The 26,985-nt window shown below is 61.9% G+C and carries 21 protein-coding genes and 3 pseudogenes; 9 read left to right on the top strand and 15 right to left on the bottom strand.

The features are described 5' to 3' along the window. Nucleotides 1–197: 197 nt before the first annotated feature. The gene (locus LDZ21_RS23580) at nt 198–452 is read right to left on the bottom strand and encodes a hypothetical protein (protein WP_244797072.1); all 255 of its coding nucleotides are present in this window, start codon (nt 450–452) and stop codon (nt 198–200) included. Between the two features lie 698 nt (nt 453–1,150). Then, entirely contained in the window at nt 1,151–1,744 is a 594-nt protein-coding gene (locus LDZ21_RS23585; RefSeq protein ID WP_244797073.1) for a recombinase family protein, read from the bottom strand. Nucleotides 1,745–2,465: 721 nt separating this feature from the next. Between LDZ21_RS23585 and LDZ21_RS23590 the strand changes: the two genes are divergently transcribed. Continuing rightward, a complete protein-coding gene (locus tag LDZ21_RS23590) occupies nt 2,466–2,894 on the top strand; it encodes a response regulator (RefSeq protein WP_244797074.1) in 429 nt (142 codons plus the stop codon). 1,050 nt (nt 2,895–3,944) lie between these two features. On the opposite strand, the gene LDZ21_RS23595 is transcribed toward LDZ21_RS23590, so the two are convergent. Continuing rightward, nucleotides 3,945–5,120, bottom strand: a complete 1,176-nt coding sequence (locus LDZ21_RS23595; RefSeq protein WP_244797075.1) for a hypothetical protein — start codon at nt 5,118–5,120, stop codon at nt 3,945–3,947. A 20-nt stretch (nt 5,121–5,140) separates the two neighbouring features. Here LDZ21_RS23595 and LDZ21_RS23600 point away from each other — a divergent pair, with 20 nt between their 5' ends. Continuing rightward, nucleotides 5,141–5,308: a hypothetical protein gene (locus LDZ21_RS23600; RefSeq protein WP_244797076.1), complete on the top strand. Its 168-nt coding sequence runs from the start codon at nt 5,141–5,143 to the stop codon at nt 5,306–5,308. A 78-nt stretch (nt 5,309–5,386) separates the two neighbouring features. Here the strand turns inward: LDZ21_RS23600 and glf are convergent. Both glf and LDZ21_RS23610 read right to left on the bottom strand, forming a co-directional pair. Further along, nucleotides 5,387–6,609, bottom strand: a pseudogene (gene glf, locus LDZ21_RS23605) (UDP-galactopyranose mutase). Continuing rightward, nucleotides 6,597–7,655: a glycosyltransferase family 1 protein gene (locus LDZ21_RS23610; RefSeq protein WP_244797077.1), complete on the bottom strand. Its 1,059-nt coding sequence runs from the start codon at nt 7,653–7,655 to the stop codon at nt 6,597–6,599. The pseudogene glf and the gene LDZ21_RS23610 overlap by 13 nt, the downstream one beginning before the upstream one ends. A gap of 426 nt (nt 7,656–8,081) precedes the next feature. Here LDZ21_RS23610 and LDZ21_RS23615 point away from each other — a divergent pair, with 426 nt between their 5' ends. The 3 genes and pseudogenes from LDZ21_RS23615 to LDZ21_RS23625 form a co-directional block, all read left to right on the top strand. Next, nucleotides 8,082–8,348 (top strand): hypothetical protein, encoded by a 267-nt coding sequence (locus LDZ21_RS23615; RefSeq protein ID WP_244797078.1) that lies wholly within the window; start codon nt 8,082–8,084, stop codon nt 8,346–8,348. 12 nt (nt 8,349–8,360) lie between these two features. Next, nucleotides 8,361–10,400: an SDR family oxidoreductase gene (locus LDZ21_RS23620; RefSeq protein WP_244797079.1), complete on the top strand. Its 2,040-nt coding sequence runs from the start codon at nt 8,361–8,363 to the stop codon at nt 10,398–10,400. Beyond that, nucleotides 10,401–11,366, top strand: a pseudogene (locus tag LDZ21_RS23625) (carboxyltransferase domain-containing protein); the annotation flags it as partial. A 237-nt stretch (nt 11,367–11,603) separates the two neighbouring features. On the opposite strand, the gene LDZ21_RS23630 reads toward LDZ21_RS23625, so the two are convergent. After that, nucleotides 11,604–12,848 carry a DUF1479 domain-containing protein gene (locus LDZ21_RS23630; RefSeq protein ID WP_244797313.1) on the bottom strand — a complete coding sequence of 415 codons (1,245 nt, stop codon included), beginning with the start codon at nt 12,846–12,848 and terminating at the stop codon, nt 11,604–11,606. Nucleotides 12,849–12,941: 93 nt separating this feature from the next. On the opposite strand from LDZ21_RS23630, the gene LDZ21_RS23635 reads away from it, so the two are divergent. Beyond that, nucleotides 12,942–13,913 (top strand): helix-turn-helix domain-containing protein, encoded by a 972-nt coding sequence (locus LDZ21_RS23635; RefSeq protein ID WP_244797080.1) that lies wholly within the window; start codon nt 12,942–12,944, stop codon nt 13,911–13,913. A gap of 806 nt (nt 13,914–14,719) precedes the next feature. Here the strand turns inward: LDZ21_RS23635 and LDZ21_RS23640 are convergent. From LDZ21_RS23640 to LDZ21_RS23655, 4 genes are all read right to left on the bottom strand, one after another. Beyond that, nucleotides 14,720–15,085 carry a hypothetical protein gene (locus LDZ21_RS23640; protein ID WP_244797081.1) on the bottom strand — a complete coding sequence of 122 codons (366 nt, stop codon included), beginning with the start codon at nt 15,083–15,085 and terminating at the stop codon, nt 14,720–14,722. A gap of 848 nt (nt 15,086–15,933) precedes the next feature. Beyond that, nucleotides 15,934–16,524, bottom strand: coding sequence for a hypothetical protein (locus LDZ21_RS23645; RefSeq protein WP_244797082.1), 591 nt, complete (start codon nt 16,522–16,524; stop codon nt 15,934–15,936). A gap of 10 nt (nt 16,525–16,534) precedes the next feature. Then, on the bottom strand, nt 16,535–17,719 hold the full coding sequence (locus tag LDZ21_RS23650; RefSeq protein WP_244797083.1) for a zinc-dependent alcohol dehydrogenase: 1,185 nt from the start codon (nt 17,717–17,719) through the stop codon (nt 16,535–16,537). 714 nt (nt 17,720–18,433) lie between these two features. Continuing rightward, nucleotides 18,434–18,907 carry a LysR substrate-binding domain-containing protein gene (locus LDZ21_RS23655; RefSeq protein ID WP_244797314.1) on the bottom strand — a complete coding sequence of 158 codons (474 nt, stop codon included), beginning with the start codon at nt 18,905–18,907 and terminating at the stop codon, nt 18,434–18,436. 117 nt (nt 18,908–19,024) lie between these two features. Between LDZ21_RS23655 and LDZ21_RS23660 the strand changes: the two genes are divergently transcribed. The 3 genes and pseudogenes from LDZ21_RS23660 (at nt 19,025) to LDZ21_RS23670 (ending at nt 22,095) form a co-directional block, all read left to right on the top strand. Further along, on the top strand, nt 19,025–19,774 hold the full coding sequence (locus tag LDZ21_RS23660; protein WP_244797084.1) for an electron transfer flavoprotein subunit beta/FixA family protein: 750 nt from the start codon (nt 19,025–19,027) through the stop codon (nt 19,772–19,774). After that, a pseudogene (locus tag LDZ21_RS23665) lies at nt 19,775–20,702 on the top strand (electron transfer flavoprotein subunit alpha/FixB family protein). A gap of 679 nt (nt 20,703–21,381) precedes the next feature. Further along, nucleotides 21,382–22,095, top strand: coding sequence for a hypothetical protein (locus LDZ21_RS23670; RefSeq protein WP_244797085.1), 714 nt, complete (start codon nt 21,382–21,384; stop codon nt 22,093–22,095). Between the two features lie 58 nt (nt 22,096–22,153). Here the strand turns inward: LDZ21_RS23670 and LDZ21_RS23675 are convergent, their stop codons facing one another. The 5 genes from LDZ21_RS23675 to LDZ21_RS23695 are packed head-to-tail and all read right to left on the bottom strand — an operon-like array spanning nt 22,154 to nt 26,959. After that, the gene (locus LDZ21_RS23675) at nt 22,154–22,369 is read right to left on the bottom strand and encodes an HAD family hydrolase (protein ID WP_244797086.1); all 216 of its coding nucleotides are present in this window, start codon (nt 22,367–22,369) and stop codon (nt 22,154–22,156) included. 41 nt (nt 22,370–22,410) lie between these two features. Then, nucleotides 22,411–23,937 carry a xylulokinase gene (locus LDZ21_RS23680; RefSeq protein WP_244797087.1) on the bottom strand — a complete coding sequence of 509 codons (1,527 nt, stop codon included), beginning with the start codon at nt 23,935–23,937 and terminating at the stop codon, nt 22,411–22,413. 11 nt (nt 23,938–23,948) lie between these two features. Then, a complete protein-coding gene (locus tag LDZ21_RS23685; protein WP_244797088.1) occupies nt 23,949–24,920 on the bottom strand; it encodes a shikimate dehydrogenase family protein in 972 nt (323 codons plus the stop codon). Then, nucleotides 24,920–25,567, bottom strand: coding sequence for a glucose-6-phosphate isomerase (locus tag LDZ21_RS23690; protein ID WP_244797089.1), 648 nt, complete (start codon nt 25,565–25,567; stop codon nt 24,920–24,922). The genes LDZ21_RS23685 and LDZ21_RS23690 overlap by 1 nt, the downstream gene beginning before the upstream one ends. Nucleotides 25,568–25,570: 3 nt before the next feature. Beyond that, nucleotides 25,571–26,959, bottom strand: coding sequence for an FAD-binding oxidoreductase (locus LDZ21_RS23695; protein WP_244797090.1), 1,389 nt, complete (start codon nt 26,957–26,959; stop codon nt 25,571–25,573). Nucleotides 26,960–26,985: the final 26 nt, after the last annotated feature.

The following is a 26,985-nucleotide window of genomic DNA, read 5'->3' on the forward strand; positions in this document are numbered from 1 at the left end:
GCCGCTTTTCAGTCCGGGTGTCATGGGATCTCAACATGGACATATCAGAAAGCGGTGATTCTAGGAAGCTCGCGGTCAGCAGAACCGGAGGAGCAGTCCGTTGCTCGTCTTCATTTTTCGGCCAACGCCTTCATGTACACATCGACGACAATGTGGCTTGGCGCGCACAGGCGCGACGTTGCTCGCCCGTCACCGATTTACTTAGCGACCGTCTTGCTTGCCCAGGCTGAACGCAGTCGCACCGGCGGGATAGGGAGATCGTCACCCTCGATAAAGGCGGTTGCGACCAAAACGGCGAACTTGAACGCGCATTCCTCATTTGCAAATACGCCCATCTCCCCGAGAGACGTCAACTGGCCGTCTTCTTCGAAGATCGAAACGTGTGCAACAAACGCAGAGCCCTTGCGAGTAACAAAAGCCTCAAACGCCGTTCCTTGGTAATAACTGTCCATAGTCATACGCTTATTGCCGGCTTGCGGCGGTCCCCGTGGACACCTCACCGCCGCGTTCTATTCATCGCGCGTTCTGAAAAAGGCCGGACCTCAAGCGCGACTGGTTTTGGCAGCCGGTATTAAGTCTAGAACGCGAGTCCATGCGGCTTTTCGTCCGTATACGAATGGTTTCGGACGTCCTGCGCGCACCCACGAGCTGGAATCGTCGTCCGTCTGCTTCAGTTCTCCCGTGTAGCCCGCCGATCAACGCAAGCGTACCTTCATCCTTTAATTGGCTGCCGCGGCACGTCTTGTATGCGACTGAACTGGCAGTGCAGACCGCCTCTGTTCCACGCGAGTCTTCCTTCGGCGGCGGTGCATCGCGCTCTCATCCACTTGGGGTTATCCAACTGTCTGATGGAAACTCCTCGGAAAGGAGACTTGCGATGTCTTCGGCCGACCAGGCTCCGGTCGTTTGGCCTAGCCAATGTCTCTCGCAGGCGGTCACGGCGGCTGAAGAGATCATCAGACGTCAGCTGTCATCACGCGCAACTCTGCCCCTTTGTAGGTTCATCGGCGCAGTATATTAAACCGGTATATGTTGCACCCGACATGCGCTTGACAGCCGCCGCTTCAGCGCTCGGCTCGCGGTTCCAGGCTCGCCCACCAAACGGGGGACGCAAGCGTCGAACAGCCTTGGGTCACAATTTTAGAGGTGGTTAGTCGGAGTCAGCAGCAAGACAGGCGTCGCGAAGACGCATGACCGTCTGGCGCGAGGTGTTGACCGAACGGGCGATTGCGGTGACTGACGTTCCCGCCTTGAGCCCACGTAACACTTTGCGCTGCTGCGCTTTCGACAATGAGTTCGGACGTCCCTGTCGAACTCCACGCTCTCTTGCTGTGGTCGCCGCTTCTCGGGCACGGGCTTGACGCGTGAAGCGTTCGAGATCCTGAGCGAGTTCAAGCGCGTGAAGAAAAGCGCCTTCCCGCCACGAGTTGATATCCTCGATGCCGTAGTCTAGGCAGACCACCGAAATTTTGCGGGCGTCAAGCTGTTGCAACGTCGAGATGACTTCCCCGATCGTGCTGCCTAGCCCCCACAGCTTTTCGATAATGAAAGTATCGCCGGCACGCAGCCGCCTCAACGCTCGTTGAAACGCGGGGCGTGAAGTTCTCGGCGCTGCGCAGCTGCAACAGTCGACGAACACCGCGCTCATCTGCACGAGATAGCCCGCCGCGTCGATAACCGACAGTCCACGCTCGCGAGCGGTAGGGTCCTCGGCCTCTTCAACGAAATACACGACGACGCTCATCGATCTGTCCCGCTGGTACTCATGTCGCTGCCCCTGGGCGCCTCTTAGGAAGCGAAGCTATCTTCCGATGAAGGTTCTCAATGACCTCGACCTACCAAGACGACTTCGGTCTGCGCACCGCAGCAGAGGAGAATCGCCCGACACGGTGTAGTTAGGCGACGCGCATTGCCGTTCCGGGTGCAGCACATCGCAAGCCACTCGACGAAGACCCAGCAGTACTGGCGATAGAACACGTCGCGCGTCGAAGGCAGAAGAAGCCTGTTAGGTGCCTAAACGCCTATTGAGCCGCCATTGAGCATAGCCAGCCGATGTAACTGGCGTCGGCAATGTAGGAACCGATTGCATGGTTGGCTTCCCTCAAAGCAGCAGTTTCAACTACTAACAGAAAAAAGAGTACGACCGCGTCGCGAGTCACCTCCGGGGAAAATGCTCGGATGGCAGCGCACGATGGGCTCGTGTTGCCCGGGCATCCATACGGCTTCTATGCAGTTTCCCCCGAAGGCTCGTTCGCCATCTGCCGTTTTCCAAATGAATGCACTGAAAACTCTTCGTTAGGCGATCGATGAACGCGAGATGTAAGCAATAAGGTAAACATCAGCCTTGCAACAAGCCGAAACATCGGATAAAACGGGTAAGTTCATGCGGACTCAACCGGTCGGTTCTCAAAGATGGCATTGATCGAATTGAGCCGCCAAAGACACCTATGACACGCCGCGTACCGTTGGACGATGAACAGGAATGCGCCTTTTGGCGAACCGATGCTAGCACCGAATCATCGGGAAGTTGGCGCGTTCTGGTCGGCCATGCCGATGAAGCGATCGGCGCGTCATTGTCGCTGCTTCTAACGTTGAGACATTATCAGGTGATCCACGCTACGAGGCTTAGCGAGCTACGTTGCTATGCGGAAAGCTGGCGTCCCCATGCGCTGCTTTTGGATACGCGGCTGGATGCGGCATCAGGCTACTCATTTGTTGCAAGCTTGCGCAATAAGCATCCGATGGGAAGACTTTTAATTGTTGCGATGAGTAATATCTACCCTTTGGATTCGGTACAAACTTTAAAAGCGGCGGGCTTCGATGGACACGTGCGACGACCGTGTTCCGTCTGGCGTGTGACCGACCTTCTAGATTGCCATTTTTGTCGCCGGTGACTCGTCGTTATCGCTTACGAGCGGCGTAACGGCGCAAACCGTGCTGCGATGGTTGTTCGACCATGCCATCAGACACTCGAGCATCTTTCAGCGGGCGATCTAACGCGCCACGAAGGAAGTGAGCGTTCGGCGATTGGCAACGACTCGACACGCCATTATCAGTCGTCTATACGACGCCTTGTCGCTCATTACGACAAGTTTTCCTTCTGTGCTTCCCCCCTTCGTGGGCGGTCTCACGGCTCGCAACCCGTATTGGATGCCGGCGTATTGCGCGGTTCATCACGCGTGATACGACGTAATGTGCTTTGGATACAGTCCGGCATCGCGCACGGCTTGCTCCACCTCATGCGGAGTGTCGCATTCCGTAATGGTGCCAATCTCCTTGCAGCCTGAAAACAATTTGCCCGCCCAGTTCCCAGAAAGGTCCCGGTAGATATGCAAGAGATCAATCGGCCGAGGTTCGATCATATCGCGCATCGTGAGCAGGGTTGGGCGCTGGAACACTGCCCGCAGGTTGGCGATGAATTCGCCTCTACTGAGTTGAGTGCTCGACTGCGCTCATGCAACGCGCCACTGGATGACGGAATAGAAGCGCAAGCCGAGCACGCAAGACGGTAGAGGTGGCCTATCGAGATTTCACGACTCTCAACGACATCTCTCACCCCACTATAGGCCGTTTAGAGGGCAGTCCCTGAAATGCGCGTATAGCCTAGGATGACGGCTCTGATCTTACTCACAAACCGCGGACACTCTGACTTGAGCAACGGTTGATGTTTTGAACGGCAGCGGCGCTTGGTAGCCAATCGTCGAATGACGCGCTGGCGGTTAGGGCCGCGTTCAAACTTCAGCTCCGGTAAGGTCACATAATCCGCGATCGGCAGATTACCTCGGTCCGGACTCGCCTGTCAGTACAACGACGAAGGCTATTGCCGGCTGCTTCAGCGAGCCACGGCGTCAATGTACAACAAGTTGTTCATCGACTGTGCCGCCTCCCGCTGTACTGAACGCTCGAACGCCGCTCGGTGAGCCACTTGCTGAGGCTCGCGCCTGCTAATTAAGCGAGCCGTCCAGCGTCCCAGCGGTCCGGCCGCGCCTGGCCGCGCCGAACCACGTCTGTCCGACGCGGTATTCGGCGATGGCGCCGAGCGCCAGCACCGCCGAGCCGAGTTCGAGCAGATGCGCCGGAGACATCGCGCTCGACAGCCACCAGAACGCGAGCAGCGAACCCATGCGCATGACGAGCATCACGAGATCTCGCGCCACAATGCGGTCGACGAGTTCGCCGCGTATGTCAAGCGCGCGCTGATTCAGCACATGCTCGCTCGCGTTAAGGAACGGCCCCGCAGCGGCGCGAAGGATCGAGTGCGCGACGAACAGCGCCGGAAGCCACGCGCTGAACCCGAGCAGGACGAACGAAATGGCGACGGCGAGGCACGACCACCCGAGCCAGCCCGCGCGGTTATGCACGCCGCGGCTCTTGCGCGTCATGTAGAGCGCGACTGCGCCCGCCAGTCCCGCGACGGTTGACACCCAGCCGAGGTCGCTGGCCGAACCGAGCGACATGGCCGCGCCGACCGACCCGACCGCTCCTCCGACGCCGAGCAGCCCCGACTCAACAAAAAAGAGCGGCAAACACGCGCGGAATTCCGGTTGCACGATGACGCCGAGCGGGTTCGTCGCGGGGACCATCGGCGCTTCGGAGACATGGCGCCCGAGCGCAAGACCGGCGACCACGCACACGACGCCATACGCTACGTACAGCACGTTACTGCTGTTGTCCGTCTTGGCGAGGCAGAGCGTAGCGATGAGCGTCGCCACGATGCCGCCCGCGACGGCGAGCGCGCCAGAGCGCGAGGCATAGCTATCGCGTTCGGTGTCGGTCAGCACGCTCATTTCGAGCCAGTAGCGCGCGCTCCACGTGAGTCCCAGAAAGAAGCCGTAGACGGCTGCCATCACCGGAATGGAGTCGCCGCCACAGAGAAGAAGCGCGCCGGGCACGAGGAAACTGAGGCGCATCAGGCGCCGCCCGGTGAGTCCCAGGCGCGGGCCGAGCAAATAAACGAAGAGCGCTGCACCACTGGCGTCGCACAGCATGTACGCGGTAAAACGAAACATGGCGTCGGTGTCATCGACACCGACGACGAAATAGCCGATAAATCCGGCCAGCGTCCCGATTGCTCCTTGCAGGGAGACAAAGAGGAGCATTTCCTGCTCGTGCTTCGACATGGTCTTGCGTTGAATGATCGATGTCCGGCACCGCGCATTGCGGCGTCGAACTGGCACCGGGCCAGACAGTGTTGCTCGGTGCATCGTCGCTGCTCGAGGCGACGATTCGATCGTCCTCGGTAAGGAATGCCGACTTCACTTTCATCGCGATGGCCATACCCGGAAATTCCATCGCGGGGGAAGTGTAGTGTTAATCGACGCTTACCTGCAAGACAAAACCACCCTAAAAACGACGGTAAAACATACCTTCATAATCGTTGAAAGAATCATATGGTGGCGACCTCAGCGCGAACTCCGAATCCCTCCGCCGCGGCAATGCGCCCGACGAGACTCAACGCCTGAGCCACCACCTGATCCATGTTGTAGTAGCGGTAGCTTCCGAGCCGGCCCGCGAACATGACTTCCGGATGCGCCTCCGCGAGCGCCTCGTAGCGTGCAAACAACTCCGCGTTCGCCGGCCGCGGAATCGGGTAAAAGGGTCTCCTTCGTCGCTCGGGTACTCGTACGTGATGCTCGTCTTTGCGTGCTGTTGACCCGTCAGATATTTGTACTCCGTGATGCGCGTGAAAGGCACTTTCTCGGCCGGATAGTTCACCACGGCAAGCGATTGAAAGTGCTCCTGGTCGAGCGTCTCGTGCCGAAATGCGAGCGAGCGATAAGGCAGCTTCCCGAGACAGTGATGGAAGTACTCGTCGATGGGCCCCGTATAAACGAGCTTGCGATAAGTCACCTCCTCGCAGATCTCGCGATAGTCGGTATTGAGCATGACCTTGATATTCGGATGCGCCAGCATCTTCTGGAACATGCGTGTATATCCTTCGAGCGGCATGCACTGATACTCGTCGTTGAAGTAGCCGTCGTCCGCCGTCGTGCGCACCGGCACGCGCGAAGTCACCGAGCGATCCAGTTCCGACGGGTCCATGCCCCATTGCTTGCGGGTGTACCCACGGAAAAACTTCTCGTACAGTTCGCGGCCGATCTTGCTCACCACCACATCTTCAGATGTCCTGATGTCGGCGAGCGGCTCGGAACGCGCCGCGAGAAACGCCTCCGCTTCCTGCGGCGAAAGGTCGAGCGAATAGAGGCGATTGAGCGTGGTCAGGTTGATCGGCACCGGCACGAGCATGCCGTCGACGGATGCGAGCACGCGATGCCGGTACGGTCTCCATGCCGTGAAGCGCGAAAGGTAGTCCAATACGCGCCGCGCGTTCGTGTGAAAAATATGCGGCCCGTAACGATGAATCAAAATGCCGTCCGCGTTGTACTCGTCATAGGCATTGCCTGCGATATGCGGGCGCCGGTCGATAAGCAGAACGCGCTGGCCGTACTCGCTCGCGAGCCTCTCGGCCATCACGCTGCCGGCGAAGCCCGCGCCGACGATTAGATAATCGAAGCCTTTGCGTGGCTGTCCGCGCGCATCGGGCTGGGACGTATGACCGCTCGAGCCGGAACTGGAAGATCCGTTTGCTGTCGTTTCTACGATGCGCATTTTTTCACCTCGGCGAGCATTGCGGCGCACGTGTTGTCCCACGAAGCTCCGGCCAGCACCGATTCGACGCGGCCGATGAATGCTGCGCGGTCCTTTCCGTCCACGAGCGCTCTTTCGATGGCACGCTCGAAGGCGACCGCGTCATCGGCGATGCGGACCACGCCGCTCTTGCAATAGCGCGACACCACATCGGCGATAGGCGTCGATACCACGGGGCGGCCTGCCGCGAGATATTCCGGCGTCTTCGTCGGGCTGATAAAGCGCGTGGCCTCGTTGATCGCGAAAGGCATCAGCGCGACGTCCCAGCCGGCGAGATAGCGCGGCAGATCGTCGTAGGACTTCTGGCCAAGATAATGAATGTTCGGTGCTTGCGGCAAATCAGCGGGCCGGATCTTCGCCACCGGGCCGAGCATGACGAACTGCCAGTCCGGTCTCGCGGCGGCGAGCGCGCCGGTCAGCGCGGCGTCGAAGCGCTCGTCGAGCACGCCATAGAAGCCGAGACGCGGGCGCCGTATCGGCGTCTGGTCATCAGGCTCGGAAAGCGGCCCGCGCGCCTTCTCGAAATGCGCGACATCGACACTGCTCGGAAACGCATGCACGCTATGGTGAAAACGCCGCTTCGACTCATAGAGGCTCTGGCCGCCCGTGAAGACGACATCCGCCTTGCGCATGAGCCGCGTTTCGCGCTCCGTGAGTTGCGGCGGCGCGTTCTTGAACGCCGAGAGCTCGTCCATGCAGTCATACACGATGAGCCTTGCGTCGAGATGATCGGTGAAAGCGAACGTCATCGGCGAGTAGTACCAGAGACCGAGATCCCATTTGCGTGTGTCGGACAGATACGCGTCGAGCAGCGCGCGCTGTGCACGCTCATCCTCTTCCTGCGTGAAACCGCAAGGAAGGCACGGCGTCAGCACCCGAACGCCTTCATCTGTAGTCCGAACGTCGAGACGCGGTGCGGCAGTATCTGTCCGTCGAGGCTCTTCGAAAAAGAGCACTTCCGCCTGCTTCGCGATGCGCGAGAGCAAGTGCTGCGGTCGCTGATACACGAAGTTCCAGCGAAGATGCGAGAGGCAGAGGAACGTCCGTGGCAGCCCCGATCGCGCAATAGAGATGCGCGGGCGAGCGTGCGTCGACGGACTGTCGGCGGACCCGGCCGCGGTGGCGGCTGCGGGTTCTGATCGGGCTTGGGTCTCGCGCAAGGGAATGCCTCCGAAGGTAACTGCCGGAAGGAAGTCCGCCCGGACATTCATTCATTGCGTCCGTGAGGTTCGAAGCTCGGCTGTTCTCGCCTTGCGTTGAAGCAGGGTGACGCTACGCATCGCGCACGCGGCGGCTCGCACGCAGAGTCCGGCAAGGCCCTCATGCGTGTGTCGTCGCGCTTGCTGACAAATCTGCGACATAAGTGGCAATCGTTGTTCCAGCGCGTGCGTGCTCGGGGCAAACACTGATCGCGCAGGGCGACGGCATAGCGAGTGCTTGACTGCGTCGTCGATACGCTCTTGCGTCGCACTTATCTCGGGATGCTGGATATGGATGATCGGCTGGTGCTGTGGGGGGGACTGGAATGCACGGTCAACCGGGTGCGGGATACCTTCTTCAGCCAGTTGGACCGCAACGGACATGCGACGCGGGAGGACGATCTCCAGCGTTTCGCCTCGCTGGGTATACGGGCGCTGCGCTATCCGGTGCTGTGGGAAAGAACGGCGCCGTCGCGTATCGACGAAGCCGACTGGTCATGACTCGATGCGCGCTTGCCTACGCTTCGCGCATTGGACGTCGAACCGATAGCGGGCCTCCTGCATCATGGAAGCGGGCCGCTGCCCGGCGGATTGCTCGACCCGCACTTTGCGAGCAGGCTCGCGGAATTCGCACGAGCGGTCGCTGAACGGTATCCATGGCTTTCGTACTACACGCCAGTCAACGAGCCGAACACAACCGCGCGATTCAGCGGGCTTTACGGCGTGTGGCATCCGCACGGCACGAATGACCGAACGTATCTAGAAGCGCTGATCAGTCAATGCAAGGCGACGGTGCACGCGATGCGCGAAGTGCGGAAGGTCAACCCCCACGCGAAGCTCGTTCAGACCGACGATCTCGGCAAGACGCAAGGCACGCCGGCCATGGCCGGGCTCGTCAACTTCTACAACGAACGGCGCTGGCTTTCGTGGGATCTGCTCTGCGGCAAGGTGATGCCGGGACATGCGCTGTGGCGATACATGATGGATGCGGGCGTCGCGGAAGAAGATGTTCTATGGTTCGTCGACAATCCGTGTCCGCCGGATATCGTCGGCATCAACTACTACATCACGAGTGAACGCTGGCTAGATCACCGAACTCATCAGTATCCGCAAGCGTACCGGTGCGAATGGTACGGCCAGCGCTTCGCCGACATCGAAGCGGCGCGCGCCCTCGCGCGTCCGCCGACGGGCATACGCACGGTGATCGACGAAGCGTGGCAGCGCTATCGCTTGCCGCTCGCGGTCACGGAAGCGCATATCGACTCGACGCGTCAGGACCAGTTGCGCTGGCTGCACGAGATATGGACCGCCGCCAGCGAAGCACGCGAAGAAGGCGCTGACGTGCGCGCCGTGACGGTGTGGGCGCTGCTCGGCTCGTACGACTGGAACTGCCTCGTCACGGAAGAGCGCGGCTACTACGAATCGGGCGCATTCGACGTGCGCGGACACGAGCCGCGCGAAACGGCCGTTGCCGCGCTGATGCGCGATCTCGCGGCAGGCCGCCCGCACGATCATCCTGTTCTGCATGGCACGGGATGGTGGCGCCGTCCGGGGCGCTTTCTCTGCGAGCCGGTGGTGCTGGACGCATTGGGCACACTGACCGCACCGGCGCGTCCGGGCAAGGTGACGCACTCGCCCGCACCTCCAGCACCGATTCTCGTCGTCGGTGACGGCGCGCTGGCGCAACTCTTCGCCACCCTCTGTGCACAGCGCGACTTGCGATACGCCGCCGTGTCGGCGGACGACGTGCTCAACAACGATGCGATCGGCGCGTTCAAGCCTTGGGCCGTCGTCAACGCAATCGATCATCTGGATGTCGATGAAGCCGAGCGCACTACAAGTGATCATCTTGGAACGATGGCGAACACGGCAACCGCGCTTGCCAGGGCGTGCGCCGCACGCGGCATTGAATATCTGGGGTTTTCGTGTGACTTCGTCTTCGACGGACGCGCGACGCACCCTTACGTCGAGACTGACGACGTCAATCCACTCAACCGCCTGGGCCGTTGCATCACGCAAGCCGAGCGCGAGGTGCTGCGGTGCTTCCCGGAGGCGCTCGTCGTTCGAACCGGTCCTGTCTTTGGGCTCTGGAGGAGCCCAGACTTTATCGACCGCGCCTTACGCGCACTCGCCGGCGACGGCTCCTTTGTCGCCGCGAAGAATGTGACCGTCTCGCCGACGTATGCGCCCGACCTCGTGCACGCGTGCCTTGATCTACTGATCGATCGCGAATCGGGCGTAGTGCATCTCACCAATGGGGGCGCGCTCACCTGCTTTGAATTCGCCGTGCAGGCAGCAGGCATCGCGGGTTTCAATACGAGCCTCGTACAGGCGCGCAACCTCGAGGCGATGCGTCCGGCCGCGCCGCAACCCTTCTACCGCGCCCTTGCCAGCCAGAGAGTGGCCGTGCTGCCGGCGCTCGACGATGCGCTTCGCCGCTGCATCGGAGACTGGGCTTCACTCGTTGGCAACAAACAGCGCGGCCTGCAACGTCGATGGAAACGGCAGACAAACCGGCTAGCCGTGAGCAATCCGCTCGGGACGGGTGATTGAACTGCTGTCCCGATTGATACCGGCCCGGAACTCGATCTCGTGTCGCGCTTTCGCGGCCATGCGCTGATGCAGTCCCTCCAATCGCAGGCGCTTCCCGGCGTGATCGATCTGACGCCCGGCATCCGCTCGCTACAGATTCATTACCGTCCTGACGACTTGCCGCTCCGGCGTCTGCTTGCGAACGTCGAAGAAGCGTGGGCGCAAGTGCTGCTGTAAAGGGAGCTGCGCGTGCCGTCGCGTGTTGTGCATCTGCCCCTTTCGTGGGACGACCCCGCGTGCCGCCTAGCGATCGTCAAGTACATGACGACGGTGCGCAAGGATGCGCCGTGGTGCCCGGGCAATCTCGAGTTCATCCGGCGCATCAACGATCTCGATTTCATCGATGTGGTTAGAAAGATCTTCTTCGATGCGAGCTATCTCGTGATGGGTCTCGGCGACGTGTATCCCGGCGCGCCGGTCGCGACGCCGCTCGATCCGCGTCATCGACTGGTGACGACGAAGTACAACCCGGCGCGAACGTGGACGGCGGAGAACCCGGTCGGCATCGGCGGCGCATATGTCTGCGTGTATGGCATGGAAGGTCCGGGCGGATATCAGTTCGTCGGACGCACGTTGCAATTGTGGAACCACTACGCGCAGACGGCGGATTTCTGCGGTCAGCACTATTTGCTGCGCTTCTTCGATCAAATCCGCTTCTACGAAGTGTCCGCCGACGAACTCATGCGCATTCGCGCGGATTTTCCGCTCGGGCGCTATCCGCTACGCATCGAGGAAACGGAGCTGCCGTTGCCGGACTATCAGGCGTTTCTCGACGACGAAGCATCGAGCATCGATGCCTTCCGCACGCGTCAGCACGCGGCGTTTCAGGCCGAACGCGAGCGCTGGCGCGAAGCGGGCGCATCGGGAGACGCGGAGGATGCGCCACTCGTCGAGGACACCGAACTCGCACCGCTCAAGGATGGCGAATCCTCCTCGCTGATCGGCTTGAAAATGTTGCCAATCGGTGCGGCGCCGAATCCCATCCACCAGTGAAGAATCGAAATCTGTTCTGCAGCGAGAACAGCATGGGTACCCGAGACAAGCAGCGCGACAGCCGTCGCAACTCGCGTCAGTGTTTGTTTCATTGCAGTCTCCGAATTTATCGTTATGGATGGAGCGACGCATGGGCGATCAGCGCGACGCGCATGCGTGCCCGTCTTCAAACTACAGATCAAAACCGAGTTGAGCCTTGCCAGGCGGTGTCAGGTCGTTAGCCGTTGCGCGGCCGGTGAAATCAACTTCGAAATGGTCGGTCGGGAAGTCAGGCGGGCTTTCGCCCTTCAGGAAGCTCGGCAGCTGACGCTTCAGATACGCGTCGTTCTTGGCGCACGCCGGCGCCGAGGCGATATACATCACATTGCTGTAGCCCGCGCCCTTATGCTCGTCTTCTACGGCATGAATGACGTCGCTGTGCCAGAACACAGTGTCGCCCGCTTCCATTTTCGGAATCGATGACAACGCCTCGAACAGCGGCGCATGAAACTCCGGCTTGATCGAGAGCGCGCGACCGGGCATCGCGCCGCACAGATCATCATCGGCGACATCGTCCTGAAGCGCGCGCAACAGGATGTACACCATCGAGTTGGCAATGGGCACGAGTTGCAGCGTTCCGTCGCCAGGGCCTTGCGGCGTCAAAGCGGTCCAGCCCTGGAAGGTGCGGAACATCGAACAGACGGCCGGCGAAGCGATCTCGTCCACGTCCGTGCGGAAAGCCGCGTCAAAGGCATCGTACTCGCGCCAGTTGCCGGAGAACACATGGCGATATACCTTGCGAAAGTTGCTTTCGATCCAGCGTTCGACCGAGCCGCCGTCGCAATGCGCCGACAACCCGAGCGACGCAGAACCGGGTGGCCGCCGGCGCAGACGGTCGGCATAGACGGGCACATGTTCGGGGTCGAAGTGAACTCGCCCTTCGCTCTCGTTGCGCCAGAGTTTGTTGAGGAAGACTCGCGCCGTCGTCAGCGACTTCGACTGGCGCGCCAACACCTGAGGCTTCGACCAATAGACGCCATAGATCTGCGGCTTGCTCGAGGCCAACTGGCCGAAGTACTTGTCCTCGGCGCGGTTCTCGAGGCGCTTGTCGAGATGATTCCGTTCGACGTAGTGCGCGATGTCGTCATCCCACTGCCGCACCTGCTCGCGCGGAAAGACGTTGCGAATAACGCACGCGCCCCGCGCTTTAAGGAGCGCGATCTGTTCGGCCGTCACGCGCCGTTCGGTGATGTCGGAGAACTGAATCTCCGGGATGACGTTTTCTCCGCGATCGCGCTGCGCTGCGATTTGCTTTGCCGCTCCGCCGATCGCTTTTTCCACTTCGGCGAAGACCTCCCGGTAGTTCGGCAACGCCGCGCGAAGCTCCTTTTTTGCCTGCCGGATGGCCCCCGGCAAGTCGTCTATTTTCAGCGCCATGATTGTCTCCATGCAGATTATCGTGGCGCTAGCATATGACCTGTACACGACACTGCGTGATACGATCCAGTCAATGTATTTGTACTTTCGGCCATGAAACCTGCGTACGAGCATGTGAAGTTCGGCGAGGACTGTTCGGTCCGGGTTTACCATCGTCGGCTTCCGCGTATTCCGTTCGAATGGCATCACCACCCCGAGTACGAGTTGACGCTGACGATGAACAGTCATGGCAAGCGCTACATCGGTGACTCGGTCAACGACTACGAAGCGGAAGATCTCGTCCTTGTGCCGCCCGATTTGCCGCATACGTGGGCGTCCAACCGCTCTATCGAGCCGTCTTCGCCGCAGGTGGCCATCGTGATCTGGTTCGACGGCGACTGGGCACGTCGCATGGCTGATTGCTGCCGCGAATATGAACCGCTGCGCAGGCTCTTGCGCAGAGCGGCGTGCGGGCTGGCGTTCGAGGCGCCCGCCGGTGAATGGATGCGCGGCCGTCTAGGCCCGCTGCTTTCGAACGCGGCGCGCGAACGGCTGAGTGCGACACTCGATATTCTGTGCGCCCTCGCCGACGCGCCCGGCCAGCCGCTCGCTTCACCGAGCGCCTTTCATCAGGCGACGACGGGCCCGTCCGGCCATGAGCCCGAGCGGATCAACCGTGTGCTTTCGATGATTGATGCGCGCTTTGCCGAACCGCTGCGGCTGTCAGAACTGTGCGCGGCGGCCAGCCTGTCGGAGCGCACGCTCACGCGGTATTTCGTCCAGCATATTGGCGAGAGCGTCGGACGGTATATCGCCCGAGTGCGTATCGGGCACGCGTGCCGGATGCTAGCCGACACCTCGTTGCCCGTTGCCGTCATCGCTGCCCGATCGGGTTTCGCGAACGTCGCCAATTTCAATCGGCAATTCAAGGCCGCCAGGCAAACGACACCGGCCGAATATCGACGGCAGTTCGCGACGGCGGCGCCTACTGGTCAGGACGACACGGCTCCCCTGACTGAGCGATCGCCTTCGCTGGAACGTGAGCGGAAATCATCCGGAGAGAAGAAACGGCGAAGCGAGCGCTGATGCGGGTGCTGCAATTCAGCAGACCACCGAGGGAAGGTATCGGAATGCAGTATCGTGTGCACTGCTCTAATCACTTTGCGGATAGCAGCATACCGGCCGCCCGCCGTAGTTGACTGGGCTCGACCCCATACGGTCACTAAGCGTGCAGCTAAACCCACGGCCGTTCCGAATGGTGGAACAGTCGTCTTCTCCCGGAAACACCAATCCACCACTCACCCTTTCGCGAAAGTCCGTTCGGCAACGCAAGCCACGAACGTAATCGTTATGAACTGCACCTTGTTCCTGACTAATCCTTGGAGCTAAAGGACCTCATTCGTCCCAACCACGACCAAAGATTCGATGGGCCTATGCCGGTATGCCAGATCTTTTGGCGCGTCTACTCAAATCCCAAGATGGCGGCTACGTCGCCCGGCTGATTCCGCTGAAAAGTAATGCAAGGGCAGTCATGCGGATGCTGGCGATATTCGGCCTGGGCTTTCTCTGCCCAAGTTGTGATGACCTAATGACCGGTACCAAAATGGAACTCGTCGCCAAGAGTGTGCTCGCACGGTCCGAGTGAGTGACTCTTGACGGCCGCATGCTGCCTTTTGCGGTCGGATCGTCGTCTACGTCAGCGCTCAACGATTGGCGTTGTGCCATCCCCGGCGAGTCCTCGAAGCGATGGCAACGCGTTGACTCAAATAGATACGCAACCGCAAAACGCGAGGCTTCCGTCGTGCAGTTCGAAAGCAAAATGAACGTCGGCTAAGGCGACTCTCAAACACGCCCACCGCTTCGTCTCTCGCAGCAGCGTAGTAAGCGAATTATTACTTGCTGCGAGCGGGCGGAGGCGCTCCGGGGATCGCGTTAACGCGCGCTGCATTCGCCGCGTTCGCGGCATTTGCCGCGTTGATGGCGTTCCAGTTGTAGGTCGGGGCAACGTTGAGGTTTGGACTGACGCTCGGGGTGGGCGTAGTGGCGTTTGACGCGTTAACATTGTTGTTGTTTACGGGCGCCGCGGAATTCGCCTTCAGCGGTTTCGGCTGAAGCATTTGATTGATGACGGTGATCTGCCCGAGCTTCTTCGCCGCCTGACTCTCTGCAATAGCAGCCTCGGCGAAGCACAGCACGGTAGCGCCAGTCAACGCAATAAGCGTGGCGTGAAGCTGCGCGCAATCACAGATTTTCTTCATGACGGCCTCCATTTGATGGCGCCCAGAAGGCGACGCGGCTCTTACTAGCCGGCCTTTTCATCATAGGCGCGCTCGCAAGAAAGGCGAAGTCTACACGCGCGTTGACCGGGACCAATGCGGCGCAACCCATTGCCCCGGCACCGCGCCGAAGCCATGTCTCGAAGCGTCGCGCGCAGGCCGCCACGCCTGGCTGTGCAGCCGCGATGCCAGTCTGCCGGGGATCACGCCAGAACTGAAGCTAGCCTATCGGCAGGCTGCCAGGCTAATGCATCCGGACCGGGCGACAGCTAGAAGTTCGGCGTCCGGCCGCCGTCGGGCCGGTTGGTATCGCTTCGCCGTCGTTGACGACGCGGCGCAGCTCGACGTTGGCTTTCTCGAACTTCGAATGAGTCTTCACGACCACCGATTGCCGGGCCGGACGTCTTTTGCGAAGCAACAACGGTCGTTCGATTTCGATACGACTCGCATCGAAGGTTCGTGGTTAACAAGACCACGCCGAAGCCCGCAATCGAGTTACCAGCAAGCCGCGAAGTTAAGGATCTGGCAGTTCCCGCTATCCACTACCGGCAGATGTAGCGATAACAACGCGGCCTCCCGACATACGCGACACGTCCGGAAGGGCGCCCACTACAAGCGGGTCCACGCGGCCAGGGAATCCCGCATGCATACGAACCAGGCACCGGCGACCAATTGCAGATGGCCACCGTCGCGGCAACAAGCGAATGCTGACCGACCGCCTGGGCGTTGGGCGCTTGTGATGGCCGGCGCGCCGCCGGGCAGACACCTCACGGTCCGCGAGTGTCATGACCCAACTGCGCTCAGGACAAGTGCCAACCCGCGCTACACGATCAGCACTGCGTGCGGCGTTTCCGAAGCAACGCGATTCCGCCAACAACCGCGGTGGCGATAAGCGCCTTGCGCACCAGCCCGGCAGGGTTGTGGCGCAGTTCGGACCGGATGCCCATTTCGCCGAGCACATTCGGTACGTAACCATGCCGCAGGTCGTCGACGATGCCTTCGACCGCGTTGACGCGGTCGGCGGCGATCAGCATCAGCCAGTGGCGAAGGTCATTCTCCGGCAGCTTGTAGGCAACGCGCCGAATCGCGCCCGACAGCCATTTCGGCGGCTGGGCCGTGCCGAAGAGCGGCGTGATGCCCGGCCGCTCCGGCGAATAGAACACTTCGACAGTCTGCGCCTGCTGTACCGGCTGTCCATGCGGCACGTGAATGAAGCGTGGCGGGGTTCGCTCCATCGGGATGGCTGGACGGTTCTTGTGATCGAGGTCCGAGCCCCAGCCGGGGATGCGCTGCAGGTCTTCGCGGGGAGGACTGTGCCGGTTAAGGTCGTAGTCCATCTGGCGCTCGCAGTCGACGTATCCGTGGTGTTGCGGGTTCCGCCGCTGCTCGACAAGATCGCGGCGCGCGATTTCGTTGTCCATGGCTGCTCCTTCAGTGAGCGACGCTGGTCACCATCGAGCGCGCCGAGCCGGCACGCGGAGGAATCAGCACCGGTTTGATGCAGTTGTCGTACTTGCTCGCGAAGACGTGATACGCGTCCGACGCCTCTTCCAGCGGCACACGGTGGGTAATGATCTCTTTCGGGTTCAAATGCCCTTGGCGGATGTGCTCGATCAGGTGCGGGACATGGCGCTTGACCGCCGCCTGGTTCATGCGCATCGTGATGCCCTTGTTCAGCGCGTTGCCGATCGGGACCGCGTTGAAGGTCGGTCCGTAGACGCCGACGATCGACACGTTACCGGCCTTGCGCACCGAGTTGATGGCCCAGAACAGTGCGGTGGCCGAACCCGCCTGCAGCATGGTCCAGCGCCCGGTGATGGTTTGGGTCAGACTGCCCGCCGCCTCGCAGCCGACCGCATCGATGCACACGTCCGCGCCCAGCCAGTCCGTCATCTTCTTGATGTGCACGGCCATGTCGCTCACCTCCCGGAAATTGACGACTTCGCAGGGAGCGTAGCGGCGTACGAAGTCGAGCCGGTAATCGATATGGTCGACCACGATGACGCGACCGGCGCCGAACAGCCAGGCCGACCTCGCGGCGAAGATGCCAACCGGCCCTGCGCCGAACACCACCACGGTATCGCCCTCATGGATGTCACCCATCTCGGCGGCCTGGTAGCCGGTCGGCAGCGCGTCCGTCAGCAGCACTGCGTCGTCGTCGACGATATCGTCGGGCACTTTGTACGGTCCCACGTCCGCCATCGGCACGCGCACGAACTCGGCTTGGCCGCCATCGTAACCGCCCGTGGTGTGCGAGTAACCGTAGATGCCGCCCACTGCGGTCGCTTCGGGGTTGGTGTTGTGGCAGTTGCTGTACAGTTCGCGCTGGCAGAAAAAGCACGAGCCGCAGAACAGGTTGAACGGCACCAGCACACGATCGCCCGGCTTGAGGGTCTCGACCGCGGAGCCCACCTCTTCGACAATGCCGACGATCTCATGGCCGAAGGTGTGCCCAATGCGCGTGTCGGGCACCAGCCCATGGTACAGGTGCAGATCCGAGCCGCAGATGCAGGCGCGCGTCACGCGGACGATGGCATCGCCTGGGTGTTCGATCAGGGGATCCGGTTTTTGCGACACCCGAATCCGGTACGGTCCGCGAAAATTCGTGGCCAACATAAGACCTCCTTCAAAAATTCTCCACGGTCCCGCACATGTGTTCGCAGTACCGTCGCGTGGCTTTTCGTTAGGCAAAGGACTGTGCTGCAGCTACGCCATTGCGAGCGCCGAAGCCAAACATTCTGGCGGTCGTGCGTTTCATTCTTGCCTCCGTGTGTCGCTGTCCCTGCCGGCCAGGGCTCGCATGACGCGGACGGTCTCGCATTCGTCGTGCCGTCTTCGCAGGCTCTTCATGTTGCTCACGCGAACTTGATGCAGTCGATGGCGCGTCCAGAACGGGATGGCGCATCAGCGCTTGCCGACGCTTGCTTGAACCGCTTGTGGCTGGACGCGTTAGCCGGGCACCCGATCCGCCGCTTCAATGCGTACAGCGCGCGCGTTTCGTCCGATCGAACGCGGACATCGTGCGTAGATACGGCCAGTGAGATGCCCATAACGCATCCTGATGACGCCGCACTTCGTCGAGCGGGAGCGTCGCGAACGCTTCACCGAAGCAGACGCCGTGCGTCGGCGAATGAACTGCTACGTTCAGGTGTGGCCCTCTGTCGTGTTGGCGTTATTCGGCGCGGCGGCGTTTCGCGGCGCGTGCTTCGATCGCGGACCGCTCGACGATCGCCCGCGCGTGGCTCGCGGTGCCGATGGGCCCGGCCGCATCGGTGGCGACGATGTCGAACCGGTACAGCGCGCCGTCAAGTCGTCAGCAAGGAAAGGAAGTCATGACAGCGCATGGTCCGGCAGCGTCGGCACGGCGCGCATGAGTGCCGGGCGAATCAGGTGATCGAGCACGCGGCGCGTGAGCATGACGGTTTCATCGACGAAATCGTTCCACTCGCCTTGCCGATGCAGCACGAAAAACTCGCGCCGCGCGAGGCGCCCTTCCGGCAGCGGCAAGACGGCGATCTGGTCGAGATAATGCCGCGCCTGCCACAGGCACAAGGGCGTCGAAATAGCGAAGCCGAGTTTCGCGCTGACGAGACTGAGCAGCAGATCGGTGGCATCGAACTCGTATCGGCGCGGACTGTCGATGCCCAGATGCCGCGCGAAGCGATCGACCTGCTGGCCGATGACCGAGCGCGCCGTATAGCGGATCAGCGGCAGTTCATCGGCGAGCGCGCGCCACGCCGATGCATCGTGCGAAAGCGCCTCGCCGCGCTCGGCTTGCCGACCGATGTGTCGCTCACGCCGTATTCCGTCGAACGCTTTGCGACCGGCGCATTGTTGACCGGCAAATACGGCGTCGGCGCGGTGTCCTGAGGCGCGCGGCGTCGCGCTTTTCTCATCGGATTCGAACCAGGGAATGCAACCATGAAGGTCATGGCAGCAGTGAAACGTGTCGTCGATTACAACGTGAAGGTCCGCGTGAAGGCGGATGGAAGCGGCGTGGAAACGAGCAACGTGAAGATGTCGATGAACCCGTTCGACGAGATCGCCGTCGAAGCGGCCACTCGCCTGAAGGAAGGCGGGCACGCGAGCGAAGTGATCGCGGTGACGTGCGGTCCGGCGCAAACCACCGAGACGCTGCGCACGGCGCTGGCCATCGGCGCGGATCGCGGCGTGCTCATTCAGACGGACGCGGAATTGCAGCCGCTCGCCGTCGCGAAGTTGCTGAAGGCCGCGGTCGAGCGCGAACAGCCGCGACTCGTGATCCTCGGCAAGCAGGCCATCGACGACGACGCCGGTCAGACGGGCCAGTTGCTTGCCGCGTTGCTCGACTGGCCGCAGGCGACCTTCGCGAGTCACATCGAGATGGGCGCGGATACCGCCACGGTCACGCGCGAAGTGGATGGCGGTCTCGAAGTCATCCAGGTTGTGCTGCCTGCCATCGTGACGACGGATTTGCGCCTGAACGAGCCGCGTTACGTGACGCTGCCCAACATCATGAAGGCAAAGAAGAAGCCGATCGAAACGCTGAGTCCCGCTGATCTCGGCGTCGATCCTTCACCGCGCCTGAAGACGCTGAAGGTCGTCGAACCGGCGGCGCGCAAACCGGGCGTGCGCGTGAGCGACGTCGCCGCGCTCGTCGACAAACTCAAGAACGAAGCCAAGGTCATCTGAATGAGCACACTCGTCATTGCGGATCACGACGGCGCGCGCCTCAGGGCGGCCACGCTCAATACGATCGGCGCCGCGCCAGTTGAACGCGCCCGTGCACGTGCTGGTCGCGGGTCACGATGCACGCGGCGCGGCCGATGCCGCGAGCCGTATCGAAGGCGTGGATCGCGTCGTGCTCGTCGATGCATTGCATCTCGCCGATGGTCTCGCGGAGAACGTCGCCGCACAGGTGCTGATGCTCGCGCCGTCCCATACGCATGTGCTCTTTCCGGCGACGGCGTCGGGGAAGAACGTCGCGCCGCGCGTCGCCGCGAAGCTCGATGCCTCGCAGATTTCCGATGTCATCGCCATTCACGACGCCGATACCTTCGACCGGCCGATCTACGCGGGCAACGCCATCGCCACCGTGCAATGCGATGACGCGATCAAGGTCCTGACGATCCGCACCACCGCATTCGATGCCGCGCCGTTGTCCGGCGCTTGCGCTCCCGTCGACACCAAAGAGGCCGTTGCGGGGACGCTGCGCGCGCGTTTCGTGCGTCGCGAGGTGGCGGTGAGCGAGCGGCCCGAGCTTACGTCGGCGCGCATCGTCGTCTCGGGCGGGCGCGGCATGGGAAGCGCTGAGAACTTCGCGCTGCTCGATCCGCTCGCGCAAAAACTCGGCGCGGCGGTCGGCGCGTCGCGCGCGGCGGTCGATGCGGGTTTCGCGCCCAACGACTGGCAGGTCGGACAGACTGGCAAGATCGTCGCGCCGCAGTTGTATGTCGCGGTCGGCATATCGGGCGCGATTCAGCATCTTGCCGGCATGAAGGACGCGAAGGTCATCGTCGCCGTGAACAAGGACGCGGAAGCGCCTATCTTCAGCGTCGCGGATTACGGGCTCGTGGGCGATCTGTTCGAGGCGGTGCCGCAGCTCGTGAAGGGATTGTGATGGGCTGAGTCCCGTGCGATTGACCGCCTCCTGATCCTTCCTTGAAGCGGCGTTTCGATGCGCGCTTACTTCGTATGGACTTGGGCTGCTGTCCCCCGCGTAGAACCGCCCTCCCGTGTTCATAGGCGACGAAAGCGCTAATCATCGACGACGCCAACTGGCTTGACAGCGTTTCCGGAGCCGATGACAAGATGCCGTTTCACACCTTTCCGCGGCTCTCTCTTCCTTGGCTAGCCGTCACGAAAGGCTCCGCCCGTCATCGACGACCAGCGCGGGTGTCGCCTCCCGACCCACTGCTGCCCCTCGATCCCGCGCTTCGTCGACTGCGGCTTCCAAAGGTACAAAGGACGTTCGAGAAATCGTGCTGAACGGCCGGTTGTCGGCCAATAGCGGACGGTCAATTCAGTTGCGAGGTCGTGCGGCTCTGCGCCGAACAGCTTCAGTCCACGAACTATAAGCGGCCGTTAAGGCGATAATCGCCCCAACGGCAACTCTTGCATAAGCTGCAACCGCACAGCGGGTGGACGACGAGCGTCCGCAAAGGCCGAAGCAAGCACGTCGAGCGTTCGATACGCGTCGGCCAGTTGCAGTGGGTCGGTGACATCGCGCTTCAAACAATACTAGTTTCAAAGCTACGATCTTCGGCTGATTTGAATCTTAGCGTCCGTAGGGAGGACGAGTGACGACCTTGAGCTTCGAAAACCGAGATATGCTTTATTCGCTATCGTGGTACATGTCTGCAAGACAGACTGCGCTGCGCGCCGCGCTCTCGTTCCGCACCCAACTCTCCGTCACTGATCAGATGGACATGAGACTTCACTATTCCGGCTATTTTTTGAATCTTACGGCAGCGACGGAGCTGTTCCGTGAAACGACTTCCCTGCAGCCAAACACTTTTGAAACACAGTTGTATTCGCGCTTAGTTTTTCATGGATTTCAGGACGGTGAGGCGAACTACTCTTACATTCGTGAGTTGCGCAATGCGGTCGTTCACCGCGGGCTGAACATTACGTCTGCTCTGCACATTGACGGCAACTTCCCGATGGTCCTTGCAGAGCCAAAAGTTCAAAACCAGAGTCGGAAAAAGACGTTCGTCGCTTTCGACAAATACTTGCTACATATAATCGAAAAGTGCGAATCGGTGGTTGGTTCAGTGATGCTTGATTGCTTGAACGCTGCAGGCATTTTCGAAGCCGCCGTCGATGTAGAGGCTACCGCTGCCGAGTATCGCGACGCAATCAAGCAATCGCACGCCATGCCGGACTTCGCCAGGGCAATGGCATTAGCAACGGAATTTAAGCCAGAATGGGCTGAAGCCGCCCACGGCTCTGCAATGACGAAGCTGCGCGAAGCGTTGGCACCTTGCAATGCCACCAAGCCCTCATTGTCCTAGAGATAACTTGGCTCTCGGCGGTCAGAAAGGTCTCGGACTCGCCTGTGCGGGATGTCAGCTAGCCTACCTTCGACAACGAGAATGCGTCGAGTCCGAGGTTTGCCGCCAGTTCATCCGGCGAGCGCAAGACGTGCGTTTCGGAGGGAAAGAGCGCGGCGGCTTCGTCATCGACGGGCCAGCCGATGACACGCATGTTCGCCGCGATGGTGCCGCCCGCGCCCGTCGGACTATCTTCGGCCGCGACGACCTCTCCGGCGCGAGCCGCAGGAGCCACGACGCGCGTTCGTACGGTTTTGGGCTCGGCTCAAAGCCTGACTATCCTTGTCGTGCATGCCCTACGAACGTGTGTGCGTCGAGCGCCTCGAGATCGTCGTAGAACTGCTGCGCCTGCGCGTAAAGCCCCTCGAAAATGGGCATCATGCGATCGTACCTGTCGCTTGCGTGCGGGTCGGGCTGAACTTCGCTCTCGAACCGCACGAAGGCGCTGACCGCATCCGCGAGACGCGCGAACTGTCCGTGCGCGGTGGCCGCGAGGATAGCGCAGCCTGTCACGCCGCACTCCACTTCGGCAGGAACAAGAATCGGCGTGCGGTACATGCTCGCTTTGATCTCGAGCCACAACGCGGCCCTGGCGCCGCCGCTCGCCGCCACGATTCGGTCGATGCCGCCGTCTTCCGGCCGAAGCAGCGCGATCTGACGCCGCACCGCGAACGCAACGCCTTCGAGGACCGCGCGGTGTAAATGTCCCAATCCATGCTTTGCCGTGATGCCGAAGAACTGCGCGCGCGAGTTGGAGTGTTCGCCCAGGCGCTCGCCTGTGAGGTACGGCAGGAAGAACATGCCGTCCGCACCGACAGGCACGCTCGCGGCCTTCTGAGTGATGACATCGTAGGACAAGGCATTTTCGTGGAACGCACGCCGCGCCCAACGCATCGCGTCGCCGCCGGAATCCAGCAGCATGAAGCGCCCCCACGAACCGTCGCATGTCACGAGATTGGAGACGTCCGGGTGCAGCATCGGGGTATCGGCAATCACGGTGATGATCGACGACGTTCCCGTGATGTCCGACGCCAGCCCCGGCGCATAAACGCCCGAGCCGAGCACCGATACGGGGTAATCCGCCCCGCCGACGAGCACCGGCGTGCCCTCACGTAAGCCGGTTCGCGCGGCGGCATCTTGCGTGACGCCGCCGAGAATGTCGAGCGGCGCGCGGATCGGCGCGAGCTTCGCGGCATCGAGGCCGAAGACATCCAGGAGCGCGCGGCACCATGTGCGAGTGGATGCATCCATCAGATAGCTGGTCGATGCATCGCTCCAGTCGCACGCGCGCTCGCCCGTCAGCCGGAAGTTGACATAGTCCTTCGGCATGAACACCGTCGTCGCGCGCTCGAACGCGGCAGGATCGTTTGCCTTCAGCCATTGCAGCTTGAACGCGGGCCACGCGGGTGTCGCGGGATTGGCGGCCTGCCTGGCATGCGACGCGTAATCGGCCCGCGCGCGAAACGCGGCAACTTCGGCACTGGTGCGCTTGTCGTTCCAGAGCGGCGCGGTTTCGCGCGTGAGGTTACCGTCGTCATCGATGAGGACGGTGCCGTGCATCTGGCCGCACGCGCACACCGCAAGGACACGCGCCGCTGCATCCGGGACGCTCTCCAGGACTTCGCGAATGGAACGCGCCGCGCCCGACCACCAGTCGGCCGGACGCTGCTCGGACCAGCCGTAGCGCGGCACGATCTGCTCATGCTCGTGCGCGGCGATACTGCGCACGACGCCGCGCGCATCCACGAGCGCGGCGCGCACGCTGCCCGTGCCCACATCGATCGCGAGATAGAAAGCGTCCATCGGCCACGGCGTCAGGCAGCGCCTGCGCGGGGCGCGGGCTTGCCTGCATCGGCGGCGATGCGGCAGAGCGCCTCGAAGGCCGGTCCGCGCGTCGAGATATCGACATGAAAAACTTCCGCCATCACGCGGGTCCAGCCGTAGATAAAGTAGGTCCAGCCGTCCTCGACCTGCAAGTGCCTGCGCTCATGCTGGGCCCTCGCCTGATCGAGAAACACCAGATCGCCGCGATAGTTGAGCTCCCATACGATCCCGTGCTCGGGAAACACGGCGGCGTGCGTGAGCGGCGAGCCGGGCTTGTCCTTGCCGAGCCCGGTCGCATTGATGACGAGCGCGCCGGGCGACAGCCGCGTCATCACGCGATCGTTGTCGTCGGGTTGGGAGACGAGTTCATATTCGCACGGCACGCCGAGGTTCAGCTCACGGTGAATGCGTTCGATCTCCAGCAGGCGCTCGTGCGACGGGTCCGACACGATCACCTTCGAAGGCCGGTCTGCGCCCCGGCTCGTCTGCATCAGATGCCACGTGATCGCGATGGCCGATCCGCCCGCGCCCATCACGAACACTTCGGCGTTCGAGGTCGCGAAGTGCTGCGCAGGCAGGAAGCCGTCGAGCGCGAAGCCGGCAGTAATCGGGTCTTTGGCGTGGCAGACGAACTTGCCGTCGCGCTTCGACAGGCAACTGGTCTCGCTCATGGCCCGCGCATACTCGTCGATCTCATCGAAGAGATCATGGCACGCGGCATACAGGTCGATCTTGTGCGTCGTGACGAGCGCGCCGAGCGAGAGCGGATCGTCGCGCAGGAAGCGCACCGCCTCGCGGTACGCCTCGGGGTCCGCATGCGCCGCGAAGTCGATGCCCTTCATTTGCACATCGCCCAAACCGAGATGTCTCGCCCACTCGGGAAACACGCGCATGATCGAACTCTGCGCGGTCGTCACGCCGATGAACCAAAACGTGGGCTTGCTTGCCGCTTCGTATGCCATTATCCGCGCTCCGTTCGTGCCAGCAGACCGGCGATCTGCGCCTCATTGCGCGCGACGTAAGCCGGGTTCGCCTCGCTGCGATAGCCGCCCCTGCCGTCATCGAGAATGCGCAGCTTCATGCCGTTCGCGCGCTCGATGATCGCGTAGTCCTGCCCGGCATCCGCGGGATAGCAGAACAGCATGACGAAATCGTCGCCGCCCAGATTCACCGAGCGGTGAATCCATCGCGGCGGCACGTAGCACGCGGTATGGGCCTCGATGTCGACGATACGCGTCTCGCCGTCGGGCGACTCCATCAACATGAGTCCATGCCCCTTGAGCCCGAAGTACAGCTCGGGCCTGTCGATGTTCGCGTGAATGTGCCCGCGCGTCATGAAGAACTCGTCGCCCACCTTGCCGGGACTCATGCGTGTGACGCCGGTGATCAGATCGCCGGGCGCATCGCTCGGACGATGATCCGTCACGTCATACACGATCTCGTCACCGCGCGCGGCAACCAGCGTGGCAAAGGCATCGGCATCGCCATAGAGGCCGTCCAGATCCTTCAAACGCTTTTGATAGCGCGTACCCGTGCCCTCCATCAGGCCGCTCGACAGATCGACTCTGAACGCGCGGGGCTCAGGCCACTTCGAAAGAGTTGGCTTCATCGGTCACACCACCTTGCCGGGGTTCAAAATGCCAAGCGGATCGAGCGCCGACTTGATCGCGCGCATCGCCGCGATATCGCTTTCGCGGCGGCTTCGCGGGAGATAGTCGCGCTTCTTCGTGCCGATGCCGTGCTCCGCCGAAATCGAGCCGTCGAACTCGCGCGTGACGTCGTATATCACGCGGTCGATCTCGTCGTGATCGTGCTTGCCCATGCCCGGCACATCCACGACGATATGGATGTTCCCATCGCCCAGATGGCCGTAGGTCATCACGAGCGCGTCGGGCCATTGCTCGCGCAGACGCGCTTCGCAACGCTCTGCGGCATCGCCGACCTGCGCGATCGAGAAGCTCACGTCGTAGGCGGCGTGATTCGGAATGAAGCGCTGATATTCGCCGGGCGCATCGCGGATCGCCCAGAAGTCGCGCGCGTGCGCTTCCGACGATGCAATGGCCGCATCCGTCACCGCGCCCGCTTCGAGCATGGCGCCCAGAAATTCCTCGAAGGCTTCGTTGTGTCGCTCTGGATCGGTGCCGACGCTTTCCAGCAGCACGTAGAACGGATGGGCCTCGGCAAGCGGCGCGCGCAGCGCGGTGAGATTCGCGATCACCGCGTCGTGATAGCCCGCCCACATTACTTCGAACGCCGAAACGCCCGCTGCCAGTTGCGCCTGTGCGCGGGTGAGAAGCGTCGTGACCGAGGCGAAGTCGGGCAGGCCGCACCACGCGGTCGCAGTGGCCGTCGGCTTCGGCCGAAGACGCAGCACGGCTCGCGTGATGACCGCGAGCGTGCCTTCGCTGCCGATCAACAAGTGGCGCAGGTCGTAGCCGCTGTTGTTCTTGATCATCTTGTTGAGGCCGCCGATGACTTCGCCGCTCGCGAGCACCGCTTCGAGCCCCAGCACCTGATCGCGCATCATGCCGTATTTGATGACGCGGTTGCCGCCCGCATTGGTCGCTAGATTGCCGCCGATGGCGCAACTGCCGCGCGCGCCGAGATCGAGCGGGAAGTAGAACCCGGCCGCGCTCGCCGCCTCCTGCACGGTCTGCAGCGCGACGCCCGCTTCGACCGTCATCGTCGCGGAGACAGCATCGATTTCTACGATGCGGTTCATGCGCTCCAGACTCAGCGCGATCTCACCGCCACGCAGGTTCGCGCCGCCGACGAGGCCCGTCAAGCCGCCCTGCGTCACGACTGGCTGACCGTAGCGCGTGCAGATAGCCAGCGCCTGCGCGACTTCGTCGGTATCGCGCGGACGGACCAGCGCGAGCGGCACGGTGCCGGGCAAGCCGCTCCAGTCCACCACGCGCTTATCGCCGAATTCTTCAGGCAAGGCCACCACATCCGCGCCGAGGGCGTCGCGCAATGCGTGGATTGCATCGAGTGCGCTCATAGGTTCATCGTCTCCGTGGTCATCGT

Origin of the sequence: Caballeronia grimmiae (assembly GCF_022879615.1) — a bacterium.
Taxonomy (GTDB): domain Bacteria; phylum Pseudomonadota; class Gammaproteobacteria; order Burkholderiales; family Burkholderiaceae; genus Caballeronia; species Caballeronia grimmiae.

What these genes read in the sequence shown, in the direction of transcription:
- LDZ21_RS23580 (WP_244797072.1), bottom strand. Translation starts at nt 452, where the DNA reads ATGGACAGTTATTACCAAGGAACGGCGTTTGAGGCTTTTGTTACTCGC.
- LDZ21_RS23585 (WP_244797073.1), bottom strand. Translation starts at nt 1,744, where the DNA reads ATGAGCGTCGTCGTGTATTTCGTTGAAGAGGCCGAGGACCCTACCGCT.
- LDZ21_RS23595 (WP_244797075.1), bottom strand. Translation starts at nt 5,120, where the DNA reads ATGTCGAAGCACGAGCAGGAAATGCTCCTCTTTGTCTCCCTGCAAGGA.
- LDZ21_RS23600 (WP_244797076.1), top strand. Translation starts at nt 5,141, where the DNA reads ATGTCCGGCACCGCGCATTGCGGCGTCGAACTGGCACCGGGCCAGACA.
- LDZ21_RS23630 (WP_244797313.1), bottom strand. Translation starts at nt 12,848, where the DNA reads ATGGCGCTGAAAATAGACGACTTGCCGGGGGCCATCCGGCAGGCAAAA.
- LDZ21_RS23635 (WP_244797080.1), top strand. Translation starts at nt 12,942, where the DNA reads ATGAAACCTGCGTACGAGCATGTGAAGTTCGGCGAGGACTGTTCGGTC.
- LDZ21_RS23640 (WP_244797081.1), bottom strand. Translation starts at nt 15,085, where the DNA reads ATGAAGAAAATCTGTGATTGCGCGCAGCTTCACGCCACGCTTATTGCG.
- LDZ21_RS23645 (WP_244797082.1), bottom strand. Translation starts at nt 16,524, where the DNA reads ATGGACAACGAAATCGCGCGCCGCGATCTTGTCGAGCAGCGGCGGAAC.
- LDZ21_RS23650 (WP_244797083.1), bottom strand. Translation starts at nt 17,719, where the DNA reads ATGTTGGCCACGAATTTTCGCGGACCGTACCGGATTCGGGTGTCGCAA.
- LDZ21_RS23660 (WP_244797084.1), top strand. Translation starts at nt 19,025, where the DNA reads ATGAAGGTCATGGCAGCAGTGAAACGTGTCGTCGATTACAACGTGAAG.
- LDZ21_RS23680 (WP_244797087.1), bottom strand. Translation starts at nt 23,937, where the DNA reads ATGGACGCTTTCTATCTCGCGATCGATGTGGGCACGGGCAGCGTGCGC.
- LDZ21_RS23685 (WP_244797088.1), bottom strand. Translation starts at nt 24,920, where the DNA reads ATGGCATACGAAGCGGCAAGCAAGCCCACGTTTTGGTTCATCGGCGTG.
- LDZ21_RS23690 (WP_244797089.1), bottom strand. Translation starts at nt 25,567, where the DNA reads ATGAAGCCAACTCTTTCGAAGTGGCCTGAGCCCCGCGCGTTCAGAGTC.
- LDZ21_RS23695 (WP_244797090.1), bottom strand. Translation starts at nt 26,959, where the DNA reads ATGAGCGCACTCGATGCAATCCACGCATTGCGCGACGCCCTCGGCGCG.